Below are 12,523 nucleotides of genomic sequence, written 5' to 3'. Positions count from 1 at the left end.
CAAAGCTGAAAACTGATGGCAATTCGGTGACATCAATAGTATTCAGGCTAAAAAAGCTTGCGTTGCCGAAGCCCAGAGTCGAAGATAGCCTTCTATAAAAATAGCCGTCTGGAAGTATGTCAGGCGGTAATAAATCCAGATCCCAAGGTGCGTGTATGTCCGATTTTAGTTTTCAGCAGGCTTTTGAGTGGTTAAGTTCCGCCATTGCCTCACTAGTGTTTTATGCCATTCCTATTGATGGCGCTGCTTTGCCTGTGACAGTGCTTTGGCTGGTGCTGGGCGCTATTGTGTTTACCTGTTATTTAGGTTTTATCAATATTCGCGGTTTTCGCCATGCGATACGGGTGGTGCGTGGCGATTACGCCGATAAAACCGACAAAGGCGATATCACGCAGTTTCAGGCCTTGTCGGCAGCTTTATCCGGCACTGTGGGCACAGGCAATATTGCTGGTGTGGCTGTCGCTATTGCTTTGGGTGGGCCAGGTGCAACCTTCTGGATGATAGTGGCTGGCTTTTTAGGCATGACCACTAAGTTTGTTGAATGTACGCTGGCGGTGAAATACCGGGTGTACAACGCCGATGGCAGTACTTCGGGTGGCCCTATGTATTACATCAAAGCCGCTTTAGATAAATATGGTTTGCCACGGTTAGGTAGCTTTTTAGCCGCCTTTTTTGCTATTGCCTGCGTGTTTGGTTCTGCGGGTTTTGTGCATGTAAATCAGGGCTTTTCGCAAGTCAAACTGGTGACAGGTTTTGATAATGCCTGGGTCTTTGGCCTGGTCTATTCGTTTTTAGTCGGCCTGGTGATCGTCGGTGGTATTCAAAGTATTGCCCGTGTCACCAGCAAATTAGTGCCTTTGATGTGTGCCATTTATTTGTCGGCCGCTTTTGTATTTCTGGCGATGCACTTCGACGCTATTCCTGCAGCCATCTGGACCATTTTGCACAGCGCTTTTGCGCCGGAAGCCGCTTATGGTGGTGTGATAGGTGTGATTATTCAGGCTTTCGCCGCGCTGCTTATTCTAACGAGGCTGGTATTGGGTCATCGCCTATAGCCCATTCGGCGGCCCGGACTAAAGATCCTGTGTCTGAAGGTTTTGTTGGTTTGCTGGAGCCTTTTATCGACACTGTCGTCATTTGTACTATCTCTGCCTTAGTGATCGTGGTCAGTGGCGTTTACCTGCAGCCGGGTTTAGATGGTGTGCAAATGACCTCAGCCGCTTTTGGCTCAGTGTTTGACTGGTTCCCGCTGGTGCTGATGGTGGCATTGTTACTCTTTGGTTATTCCACAGTGGTGAGCTGGTCTTTTTATGGCTTAAAGTCCTGGACTTATCTATTTGGTCACAGCGATTTTACTCAGCGTAGTTTCAAAGTGCTGTTTTGTACCGTAGTGGCGATAGGGGCTGTGCCCAATATGCTGGCAGTATTTGATTTTATCGACTCGATGATTTTCTTAATGGCAGTGCCGAATATTCTTGCCTTGTATTTGTTATTGCCGGAAGTAAAGCAGGATTTAAAAGCCTATTTATTGAAGCATAAGGGGTAAGCAATAAAAAAGGCAGCAAGAAATTGCTGCCTTAGCGTTGACCATGCCATAGCCTAAACCTGTGGAGTTGCAGTCAATCAAGCTGCAGCGTCAAGGATGACGGGTGTTATTTAGCCAGGTAAGCGTAGGCAGTAATAAAGGCTGTTTCCTGAAAACCTTTTAGGCCTGTTTCTTTAAACACGATTGGCACAGGATGACGTGACAGCTGCTCTTTAATAAAAGCGCTGGTCAGAATTTCGGTTTTGACATTAGGCAACAATTGCAGTGCAGCCTCCATCTTAAAACCAACAGCACCTCCGGCAAACTTGCCTTTTTGTGGCCGTTCACGAATGACAAAAGCATCAATTTTGTAATCTTCTGCCAGCTTGGCAAATACAAACTGAAATTTCTTCATCTGCTCGCTGTCCTGATCTTTGAGCAGCGGCAAACGCACAGTACGGCAATCCGGAATATCAAACAGGCCGCTATCAATTGCCAATAAACACAAAATGGCTTCACTGCCTTTCATTTCAACACCACAAACGCGCATAGGATTCTCTCGCTAACTCAAGTTGGGCATATTATGACAGCTTAGCAGGGAAAAACGATAGCCAAATATGCCGCAGCCCCATCCTATGCCCGGCGGGGAAAGCCCCTAAGTAATTGCGGTCAGAGCGAGGCGACAAGGGGTTGAGAGCCTGGGAGCATAGTCCACTATGCGACCTGGCCGAAAGCGCGCAGTCAACAAAGCTATGGCGGCAAGTACGACGGGGGTAAAGGGGAAAAAGAAAAAAGCAGACAAACCTGACAGGGGGGGAGGTAGCTTGTCTGCTCACAGTGAGGTCAGATCTTAATTGCATGCTGTGGCCGGGGAAGCCAGGCATCACTACAACAAGATCTTATTACTGCTGAAAATCTTCGTTTTCGATATCCCACTGGCTGACCGAAATCTGTCGGTAAAAAGACCAGTGCTGTAACAACCAATTTAACCAATGGTGGTGTACGTCGTGATCCTGCGGAATATGGAATGACATATCAATCTCCTGCTAAACCTGAGCGCTTCGACTAACGCGGCGCTCAGTCTAGTCTGCTTAGATGACAATACCTTTTCAGTTCGTCACATTTAAGGTTGAAGCTGTGTACACAGGGCTGAGTGCTTTCATCTTTTCATTTAAAAGCGCCAGGTTGTGCTGGTTGATCTCGCTTTGCTCCAGCGTGGTGGCCTGTTGAAAATCAGCTAAAGCTGCAACAGGATCTTGCCCCAGCAAACGAGCTACACCGCGGTTGGTATGAGCAAAAGAGCGCATTTCACGTTTATAGCTGCTGTCGCTGCTTTCGGCGCGACGGGCGGCATAAATGGCTGCACTGCATGCTTGCTCTGCCTGTTTAAACTCTGCCATATGGGTGTATGCCACACATAAGCTCATATGTTTGCTGAATGAGTCTGCTTGTTTGTCTGTCGCTGCTGTTGCTTCAGCAACACCATCCTGATACAGACCGGCTTTAATTTTGCTCACACCTGGGGTGTCTTCAATCAACACCATTTTAAATCCGCTGGTGGCTGCGCTGGCGACAAAAGAACTTGAGGCCAACAGCATCACTGCTACTTTTTTGCCAAAGCTAAGGGATGTCGCTTTCATAATTTACTCTCCAGTACTCTTCAGTCATTTCATTTCAAAGTGCAGCTTCGTTACTGCACTGTGCTTACTTTAGGAAGTTCCTGAAGAACTGACAAAGGATATAAATCCAACTGATAGATGAAGGAAATTCATCTATGGCGCGGTAAAAATGTCATATTCAATTGATAGCTGAGGTTTGAGCTGTGGAGGTGGAACTAAAAGTCTGGCTGCAGAGAAGAGAGTTCACCTACGTCCTTGTAGGTAAAGAGAGTGGTTAAAATGCGCGTTGAAAGCTTTGTAAGATCCAATTTACCAGCAACTGAATTTGTGGTTTATTCGGGTCCGTTTCGTGTTGTACCAGATAATATTTATCACGGCTTTCCAGTTCTTCACTGAACAGACGTTTTAAGCTGCCGCTGGCAAACCAGGAATGACTGATAGGCCATGGCACCAAGGCTATACCTAAACCTTGCTGAGCAGCCCGGGCGACGCTAAACATGCTGTCGAGCTGGATCACTTGTTTGGGGGTGAATACTTCCAGTTCCAGTTGTTCTGCCCACTGATGCCAGGACCAGGGTCTGGCTTGATGCACCAGGCAAGGGACTTTGGTTAAAGCGTCAAAGCCTAAGCCATCCAGTTGCTGGTACAAGGCTGGATTGCAGGCTGGTACATAGCTGATCGGAAAAAGCTCATAAGCCACTCTGTCCGTAGGTTTACTGCTGGCCAATAATATTTGCAGATCGGTGTGTTTGGCTGGGTCCTGACGGGACTTAATAGTTTCAACTTTTAAGTTGATATCCGGATGTTGTTCCGACCAACCGACCAGTTTAGGCACAAATAGTTCACTGGCAAAAAACTCTGGCATTGAAATACTGATTTCAGTTGGATTTTTTTGCTGGCTGAAGGTCCGTAAGGTTTGCTCCAGCTCACGCATTAGCGGCAACAACGCCTGATAAAAGGCTTTGCCTTGTGCTGTCAGTTCAACAGAGCGGGTTTGACGCAGAAATAAGTCCAGCCCGAGCTCAGATTCCAATTGTTTAATTTGGTGACTGACAGCCGAAGGAGTCAGATACAACTGACGCGCGGTTTCTTTAAAACTTAAACAGTCGGCGGCGACACAAAAACAGCGTAGGCCGCGCATCGAACTATGTATGGCCATATGAATTCACAGTAGTTACCAAAGACATATCACTTAAGCAAAAATAGAACCACATGTTCATGCTATTGAATATAAAGAAATTTATTATTGTTCGATAGCGGCGTTGAACCGAGTCCGGTCAGTGTTGCCCCATTATAGGGCAATGGTGCCAAATGAAAGCAAGCAGCCTGAGTATAACCCCTGAATTATGAATTAAAATGACAACTTGCTTTGATCCGCTCCAGCTCACAGCCAATCAAAAATTGCCAGGTCTCCAGATGTCGTTTGGCGCTGTCGATACTGTCGCCCCAGACGTAAAGGCCATGGCCGCGAATTAAAAATGCATGGGGTAAAGTTTCCCGCTCAAAGCGTTGGTGTAATTCCTGCAATGTCAGTTCAGCATTTTGCGGATCTAAAATTGCCAGAGGGCAACAATTACGTTGTGACTCAGAAATAGCTACCAGATTTTGTAACTGATAACCGACAAATAAATGTTGGTCGGCTTTGATTAAACATGAAAATACAGTAGCTTGCATACTGTGAGTTTGCAGCACTACTTTATGGTGCGGGTTGATTTGATATAAAAACTGATGAACAGCCGTAGCTGTGTCAGTCTGATCGTGGCTTGTCCAGTGGTATGGCACCAGATCGGCAGGACTTAATTCGCCCTTATCTTTGTCTGTGCTGGTAAAAAGCGCGCTATGCTCAGCGGTGCGGACAGAAAAAAGGCCACTGCCAAAGGGTAGCCATTGGCGCTGTACTATCCAGCGACCTAAAGCGCAAAGCTGGATAGCATAAGGATTTAATTGATTCGTTTGGATAGCTTGATTCATCTTGATGTTTAGACGTCTACACATAAAACTGTCTGGATGATAGCATTCGTTGTTTTGCCAAGCCAGTCCGTTTCTACTGTTTTTGTACTGCTGTGAGATCCCATGATGAAGTTACAAAGCAAATTGCCTGCCTTAGGCACCACTATTTTTAGTCAGATGTCACAATTGGCAGCAGAACACCAGGCCATTAACCTCTCTCAGGGGTTTCCTGACTTTCCATCCAATCCAAGATTGGTTGAATTATTAAGCGAAGCAGCTCGCAGTGGCTTGAATCAGTATGCGCCTATGCCCGGTGTACTGGCGCTACGTCAACAGATTGCAGCTTTAGTGCAGAGTTGTTACCAGCGGCAGTTGTGCGCTGAACAACAGATCACAGTCAGCAGTGGTGCAACCGAAGCGCTTTTTGTAGCGATACAGGCTCTGGTTCGGCCAGGTGATGAAGTGATAGTCTTTGATCCGGCTTATGACAGCTATCAGCCCGCTGTGGAGCTGGCTGGCGGTTTTACTGTGCATGTGCCTTTGTTACCCCCTTTGTATCAAGTGGACTGGGCTCAGCTTGAAAAACAAATCAGTAAAAAAACACGGCTGATTATTGTCAACAGCCCACATAATCCAACAGGAGCTGTATTTAGTCATCAGGACTGGTTGTCGTTGCAGGCGTTGGTATTAAAACATCGTTTGTATTGCATCAGCGACGAGGTCTACGAGCACCTGGTGTTTGATGGACAACCGCAGTTAAGTGCGAACCAATACCCTGAGCTGGCCGAGCGCAGCTATATTGTCTCCTCGTTTGGCAAGACCTTTCATGTCACGGGCTGGAAGTTGGGTTATGCCGTAGCCAGTGCTGAGCTGACTGCGGAATTTCGAAAAATACATCAGTATGTCACTTTCTCCAGCTTTACTCCGGCTCAGCATGCTATTACTCAGTTGTTGGCTGAGCAGCCGGAGGAAGTGAAACGTCTGGCCGCTTTTTATCAGCTAAAACGTGATCAATTTCGTTTGGGTTTAGCCGGGTCGGCCTGGTCTTTATTACCTTGTCGGGGCAGTTATTTCCAGCTGGCTGACTATAGTGCATTCAGTGATTTGGATGATGTGGCCTTTTGTCAGTGGTTAACCCGTGAACACAAAGTGGCGGCTATCCCGCTGTCGGTGTTTTACCGTCAGGCACCCAGCCAACGTATCATTCGTTTTTGTTTTGCCAAAGAGCCAGAGACTCTGGCCAGAGCGACGGAGATTTTATGTCAGTTATCCGTGTTGCGTTAATTCAGTCCGAATTGGTCTGGCAGGATAGCCTGGCTAATCAGCGTTATTTCGAACAGCAGTTCCGCCAGCATCCGGGAGTGCAGCTTTTTGTCTTGCCAGAGATGTTTAACTCGGGTTTTAGCATGGATTCGACGCGTATTGCTGAAACTATGGAAGGGCTTACAGTACAATGGATGCAACAGCAAGCTAAGCTTACAGGTGCTGCGCTTTGTGGTTCTGTCGCCATTGCGGATCAAGGGCAAATTTTTAACAGGTTACTCTTTGTAACTCCGGATGGAGTGGTGCAGTTTTACGATAAACGTCATTTGTTTCGAATGGGCGGCGAACAGCAGCATTATCAGGCAGGGTCTGAGCGGGTCATAGTGACTTATCTTGGTTTCCGATTTTGTCTGCAGGTGTGTTACGACTTACGCTTCCCGGTGTTTGCCCGCAACCAGCAGGATTATGACGCACTGATTTATGTTGCCAACTGGCCACAGCCCCGGCGTTTGGTATGGCGCACTTTATTACAGGCCCGTGCTATTGAGAATCAGGCTTATGTGTTGGGCTGTAATAGAATTGGCTCTGATGCGAATAGCCTGAACTATAGTGGAGACAGTCTGGTGGTAGATTATCTGGGACAAATATGCTCCGAACTGCCTGTTGGGCAGGCCGGGGTGTTAGTGGCTGAGCTGGATCTGGACGCTTTACAACAATTTAAACAAAAGTTTCCGGCTTATCTGGATGCCGATACTTTTGTGTTAACGCCTTCATTTTAAGGAGAATCCATGTATCAGCGGCAAGTGACGATACTGGTATATTTAAGTTTTATGTTATTGGGTTTACTCAGTATTTTATGGGGTATTTTGCTGCCGGATATTATGGCGCAACTACAGATGTCACCTGCTGCCAGCGGTCTGTTTTTTGCCTGTTTATCGCTGGGATCTATTACCGGCGCTTTTTTAGGTGGAAAATATGTGCAGAAATTTGAATTTGTGCCCTTGTTTGCAGTGTTACTGCTGACCTTGGTCGTACTGATTATTGGTGCGTCTTTTGTACAGTTTTGGCCTTTGTTATTGTTTTTTGTGTTTGCTTTGGGTTTAACCTGTTCAGGTTTATTCACCATAGGCCACACGCTGATCGCCCGACTTTATGTCGAAAAACGCGCCCGCATGATGGGATTTATGGACTTTATGTTCAGCTTAGGCACCTTAGCAGCACCTTTGTATGTGGTTGTGTTGTATTGGGGTGTTGAAGATTGGCGCTGGCCGCTACGTATTCTGGCGATATTTTTGGCAGGAACCGCAGCTTTTGCCTGGTATCTGGGCCGCACTCATCAAAGCCCTGCTCATATGGTGCATGCTAAAGGCAGCTTGTCCTACCGGCAGGTCATGAAAAAGCCGGTGTTTTTTGCGCTGGCGTTGATGATGTTTGGTTATGGTGCTGTAGAGTGGGGCCATGGTAACTGGTTTGTGACTTATGCCAGTCAGGGTTTAGCCTTAAGCACTGAACAGTCGCGGCTTATTTTCGCTTTTTTCACTGGTGGTATGGTGTTAAGCCGGTTAAGTTTTTCATTGTTTTTACGCTGGTTTACCAGCGCGCAGCTACTGATGATCCTGGTCACCTGTGCTTTTTTTGGTGCAGTGTTGGTAAAAATCACTGCTGTGCCAGCGTTATTGCAACTGGGTAATTTTGCTTTGGGTTTAGGCTTAGGCGCCATATTCCCGCTGATGTTAACGGCGGCTATGGATCTGGATAGTGCGAATGGCCCTGTGTTGTCCGGCCTTGCCAATATCGGTGGCTCTATAGGCTATCAGGCGGCAGCTTTAGGCACTGGTTTAGCGGCGCAACAAGTAGGTATTGCCACGGCCTATTGGCTGATCCCGATACTGGCGGTCTGGCTATTCGGTACCGTGAGTTATTTCAGTTATTTGTTGCATAAAAAACACTCAAAACCAGTAGGGATTTAACTTTTTTGCTGCATTTGTTGGTTTTATCGCCAGCTTGCTCTTGATTCTGAACGGCTTTAGGCGCATAACCTAAGGCCGTATGACCTGCAAGAAATCAGAGTATGACAACAAGTATCCAATGGGCAGAATTAGCCCGAGCTGCAAAGGCAGCATCCGAACAGGCCTATGCCCCTTACAGTAAATTCCCGGTAGGTGTCGCTGTTCAGGCCCAAAGTGGCAAAATTTATACTGGCTGCAATGTCGAAAACGCCTCTTATGGCGGCACCATTTGTGCCGAGCGTAACGCAATAGCTGCTGCTGTTGTCGCTGGTGAGCGCGAGTTTGTTGGCTTGATGGTATACACCCCTCAAGATCAGCTGACTCCACCTTGCGGTATCTGCCGTCAGGTGATTGCCGAGTTTTTTACACCAGACAGCCCGGTGCGTAGCTGCAATCATTTAGAACAGCAACAGGAATGGACACTGGAGCAGTTATTACCCAGCGCCTTCACGCCGTTGTTTCTGGCTAACAGCAAAAAATTCTGAATCTGGAGTTCACAGTGTTATTACCTCAGGAAATCATTAAACAAAAACGTAATGGCGGATCATTAACCGAAGCCGCTATCCAGCAGTTTGTCCGTGGTTTAACGGACCAAAGTTTCAGCGAAGGCCAGACAGCGGCTCTGGCGATGGCTATTTACTTAAATGGTATGAGCACAGCAGAAACTGTGGCTTTGACCCGCGCTATGCAGCATTCAGGTGCTGTGATGAATTGGACTGATATGCTCGATGGTCCAGTGGTGGATAAACACAGTACAGGCGGAGTCGGGGATAAAGTCAGTTTAATGCTGGCCCCTATGATAGCGGCCTGTGGTGCTTATGTGCCGATGATTGCAGGCCGTGGTTTAGGTCATACCGGTGGCACCATTGACAAGCTGGAAGCTATTCCGGGTTATCAGTGTCAGCAGCCTTTGGATAAAATCCAGCAGTTAGTCAAACAACAAGGTTGTGTCATAGTCTCGCAAAGTGGTGAGCTGGCGCCGGCTGACCGACGTTTGTATTTAATCCGTGATGTCACTGCCACAGTTGAATCTATCCCGCTTATTACGGCTTCTATTTTGTCGAAAAAGCTGGCGGCTGGCCTGCAGGCTCTGACTATGGATGTAAAGATTGGCTCAGGCGCCATTATGAAAAATGTCGCAGACGCTTCAGCTTTGGCTAAAAGTATCGTGAACACGGCCAAAGGTGCAGGCGTGCCTACTCAGGCCTTGTTAACAGATATGAACCAGACCTTGGGTGCCACAGCGGGGAATGCACTGGAAATACTGGAGACTCTGGATTATTTAACGGGTAAATACCGTGAATCCCGTTTGCATCAGGTGACCCTGGAGCTAGGCGCCAGCATGTTACAGTTAGGTGGCTTATTTAACGACAAAGCCAGCGCTATTGCGGCTTTAGAGCAGAGCTTAACATCAGGTAAAGCGGCGGAAATTTTCAGTAAAATGGTGGCCGCTCAAGGTGGACCTGCGGACTTGCTGGAAAAACCTGAACTCTATCTGGCCAAAGCCAAAGTGGTGTTGGATATCAAAGCTCCGGTCGCTGGTTATCTGAATAAAGCCGATACCACTGCTATTGGTATGGCTGTGGTGCGTTTAGGTGGTGGTCGTGCGCACCCGGATCAGGTGATCAATATGGCGGTGGGTTTCAGCGATGTGAAAGCTTTGGGTGCCAAAGTGGCTGCAGGTGATCTGCTGGCACGGGTTCACGCTGATACCGTAGAAGCGGCAGAACATGCGAAAGCAGAGTACCTGGCCGCTTTGAGCATAGAAGCTACAGCTGTAACCATCGATCCTATTATTCATTTAGTCATTGATTAACATTGAAAAACGCGCAAGTAAAAGCTACTGAGTCTGGCTTTTGCTTGCGACGAACGACCTTGTTGCTGTGAAAGGTATTTGTTACTGTACTGGCTTCTATGGATGGAGGCGGGATGAAAAGGTTAAGTTGTTGTATCCCATTGATGTTATGGGCCTTTAGTGCGTCAGCTCAACCTGTGATGCAATGGTATACCAGCCATTGGCCGCCTTATCGGATCAGTGAAGGACCTTATGCTGGGCAAGGTTCCTTTGACTTGATGCTGGAGCAGTTGATCAAAGCTTTACCTCAGTATAAACATCAGATCAATCAAATTCATCTGGCACGTATTGTCAAAGTGTCTGCAACAACCAGTGAGAACCACTGCACTTTTGGTTTACGTTATACACCAGAGCGCGATAAGCGCACCTATTTCTCTCAACCTGCAGGCATGTTGCCTAATCTGGCGATCAATATTCTACCCAATCATAACAAACTTAATGCGCTGAACTCAGTTGAGGCTGTACAGATGAAAGAGCTGGTCAAGGATCCGGATTTACTTGGCTTGATTGAGAATGACAGAGCTTATCCTGCAGTGATTGCTGCTCAGATTAACAAAGCAGGTAGTAATTTGGGTAGTAGCTCTATGACGACTATGAATCCGGTGCAACTACTGGCAGCAAAACGGGTCGATTATGTGGTGGATTATCCGAATCGTTTACGTTATTTCGGTCTGGAAGCACGGCAAGAGGTGCAACTGGTGTTCAAGCCTATAGCTGAAATTCCGCACTTCTCTTATACCTATGTCAGTTGTTCAAAAACAGAGACGGGAAAGAACTGGATAAAAGATATTGATGCTGCTCTGAGTCAACTCAAGCAAAATTCAGACTACAAAAACGCTATGTATCGCTGGTTTTCAGAGCAGGAGCAACAACAACTGGAACCTCATTACAACGGATTTCAGCAGACCCGGCTTTTTGTACCAGAGCAGGCTGAAACCCGTTTTAGTGATTTGTAGCGGGCTGTTAATGCAGTTTTAAGCGTGGTCTGATGATTTTATTGATTTTACCTATCACTGAAATCACCACGGTACGGAACCAGCCGTGTAACGCCACCTGATGCATACGATAGAGTGATATATAAGCAAGACGAGCAATACGCCCCTCAATCATCATAGCGCCGCCGACCAGATTGCCCATCAGACTGCCGACAGTACCAAAGCGGCTCAACGAAATCAGCGAACCATGATCTTTATACTGATAAGCTGATTGTGGTTTACCGGCCAAAGCCGCGGTCAGATTTTTTGCCACATGACTGGCCATCTGATGTGCTGACTGAGCTCGGGGTGGCACCCACTTATTATCAGGTAGCGGGCAGCCGGCACAGTCACCAATCACATAAATCTGACTGTCGATACTGCTTTGCAGCGTAGGTAACACCATCAGTTGATTAATGCGATTCGTTTCTAAACCATCTAAGTCTTTTAAGAAATCCGGTGCTTTAATACCTGCAGCCCAGACCATCAGTTCTGCCTGTAAATGTTCGTCACCTAACTGCAAACCATGTTCATCGGCCGCTGTGACTTTGGTGTTCACCCGCACATCTACGCCTAAATTTAACAGCTCTTTGTGGGCTGCAGCGGCTATGCGCTCTGGTAAGGCAGGCAAAATACGTGGACCGGCCTCAATCACAGAGATTTTTAAGCGATCACGTTTCATGTCGTTAAAGCCGTACAAATTCAGTTCTGCTGCGGCATGATGCAGCTCAGCTGCCAGTTCAACACCAGTCGCACCTGCGCCTACTATGGCGATATTCAGGTTCTCTTTTGGGTGTAAAGGCGAATTCAACTTTAAATAGGCTTCCAGCAAGCGACGATGGAAGCGATTTGCCTGAGCTGGACTATCGAGGAAAATACAATGTTCCTGCACGCCTGGTGTATTAAAGTGATTCGACACGCTACCAATAGCCAGTACCAGATAATCATAAGGAATACGGCGTTCTTCCAGTACCACTTCACCTGTTTCGTCCAGTACTGGTGCTAAAGTCACCTGACGTTGTGCCCGGTTCAGACCGGTAAAAGTGCCAAGTTGAAAATCAAAACCATGAGCTCTGGCGTGAGCGCGATAGGTCACCTGGTCAATATCCACATCCAGAGTGCCGGTAGCGACTTCATGCAACAATGGTTTCCAGATATGAGTCGGGTTTCTGTCAATCAGGGTAATAGCCGCTTTGCCTTTACGGCCAAATTTATTACCAAGGCGGGTTGCCAGTTCCAGTCCACCAGCGCCACCACCAATGACTACGATCTGCGGGGTTGTCATCTGCTTTTTCTCACATAAAAAAACCGGCAACAAGGCCGGTTTT

General features: G+C 47.3%; 12 protein-coding genes and 1 pseudogene. 7 read left to right on the top strand and 6 right to left on the bottom strand.

The features are described from left to right. The first annotated feature begins 116 nt into the window (after positions 1–116). A pseudogene (locus tag WH43_RS04030) lies at positions 117–1,546 on the top strand (alanine/glycine:cation symporter family protein). A gap of 106 nt (positions 1,547–1,652) precedes the next feature. Here WH43_RS04030 and WH43_RS04025 read toward each other — a convergent pair. The 5 genes from WH43_RS04025 to WH43_RS04010 form a co-directional block, all read right to left on the bottom strand. Next, positions 1,653–2,075: a DUF3010 family protein gene (locus WH43_RS04025; RefSeq protein ID WP_053423365.1), complete on the bottom strand. Its 423-nt coding sequence runs from the start codon at positions 2,073–2,075 to the stop codon at positions 1,653–1,655. Positions 2,076–2,427: 352 nt separating this feature from the next. Further along, a complete protein-coding gene (locus WH43_RS20290; protein ID WP_260394386.1) occupies positions 2,428–2,559 on the bottom strand; it encodes a hypothetical protein in 132 nt (43 codons plus the stop codon). 75 nt (positions 2,560–2,634) lie between these two features. Beyond that, positions 2,635–3,165 (bottom strand): hypothetical protein, encoded by a 531-nt coding sequence (locus WH43_RS04020; protein WP_286049450.1) that lies wholly within the window; start codon positions 3,163–3,165, stop codon positions 2,635–2,637. Positions 3,166–3,418: 253 nt separating this feature from the next. Beyond that, a complete protein-coding gene (locus tag WH43_RS04015) occupies positions 3,419–4,303 on the bottom strand; it encodes a LysR family transcriptional regulator (protein WP_053423364.1) in 885 nt (294 codons plus the stop codon). A gap of 185 nt (positions 4,304–4,488) precedes the next feature. Further along, complete coding sequence (locus WH43_RS04010) at positions 4,489–5,115, bottom strand: class II aldolase/adducin family protein (protein WP_053423363.1); 627 nt, start codon at positions 5,113–5,115, stop codon at positions 4,489–4,491. A gap of 102 nt (positions 5,116–5,217) precedes the next feature. Here WH43_RS04010 and WH43_RS04005 point away from each other — a divergent pair, with 102 nt between their 5' ends. The 6 genes from WH43_RS04005 to WH43_RS03980 all read left to right on the top strand — a co-directional run bounded on the left by WH43_RS04005 (position 5,218) and on the right by WH43_RS03980 (position 11,177). After that, on the top strand, positions 5,218–6,378 hold the full coding sequence (locus WH43_RS04005; protein ID WP_053423362.1) for a methionine aminotransferase: 1,161 nt from the start codon (positions 5,218–5,220) through the stop codon (positions 6,376–6,378). Further along, on the top strand, positions 6,354–7,136 hold the full coding sequence (locus WH43_RS04000; protein ID WP_053423361.1) for an amidohydrolase: 783 nt from the start codon (positions 6,354–6,356) through the stop codon (positions 7,134–7,136). The genes WH43_RS04005 and WH43_RS04000 overlap by 25 nt, the downstream gene beginning before the upstream one ends. Before the next feature lie 9 nt (positions 7,137–7,145). After that, positions 7,146–8,327, top strand: coding sequence for an MFS transporter (locus WH43_RS03995; protein ID WP_053423360.1), 1,182 nt, complete (start codon positions 7,146–7,148; stop codon positions 8,325–8,327). A 101-nt stretch (positions 8,328–8,428) separates the two neighbouring features. Beyond that, the gene (locus tag WH43_RS03990; RefSeq protein WP_053423359.1) at positions 8,429–8,851 is read left to right on the top strand and encodes a cytidine deaminase; all 423 of its coding nucleotides are present in this window, start codon (positions 8,429–8,431) and stop codon (positions 8,849–8,851) included. A 14-nt stretch (positions 8,852–8,865) separates the two neighbouring features. Continuing rightward, on the top strand, positions 8,866–10,182 hold the full coding sequence (gene deoA / locus WH43_RS03985) for a thymidine phosphorylase (protein ID WP_053423358.1): 1,317 nt from the start codon (positions 8,866–8,868) through the stop codon (positions 10,180–10,182). A gap of 113 nt (positions 10,183–10,295) precedes the next feature. After that, complete coding sequence (locus tag WH43_RS03980) at positions 10,296–11,177, top strand: TIGR02285 family protein (protein WP_053423357.1); 882 nt, start codon at positions 10,296–10,298, stop codon at positions 11,175–11,177. Positions 11,178–11,184: 7 nt separating this feature from the next. Here the strand turns inward: WH43_RS03980 and WH43_RS03975 are convergent, their stop codons facing one another. Beyond that, positions 11,185–12,480 (bottom strand): NAD(P)/FAD-dependent oxidoreductase, encoded by a 1,296-nt coding sequence (locus tag WH43_RS03975; RefSeq protein ID WP_053423356.1) that lies wholly within the window; start codon positions 12,478–12,480, stop codon positions 11,185–11,187. Between the last annotated feature and the right edge of the window lie 43 nt (positions 12,481–12,523).

Origin of the sequence: Rheinheimera sp. KL1 (genome assembly GCF_001275035.1) — a bacterium.
Classification (GTDB): domain Bacteria; phylum Pseudomonadota; class Gammaproteobacteria; order Enterobacterales; family Alteromonadaceae; genus Pararheinheimera; species Pararheinheimera tangshanensis.
The sequence above is the reverse complement of the archived record's forward strand: the minus strand, read 5'-3'. Positions and strand labels throughout refer to the sequence as shown.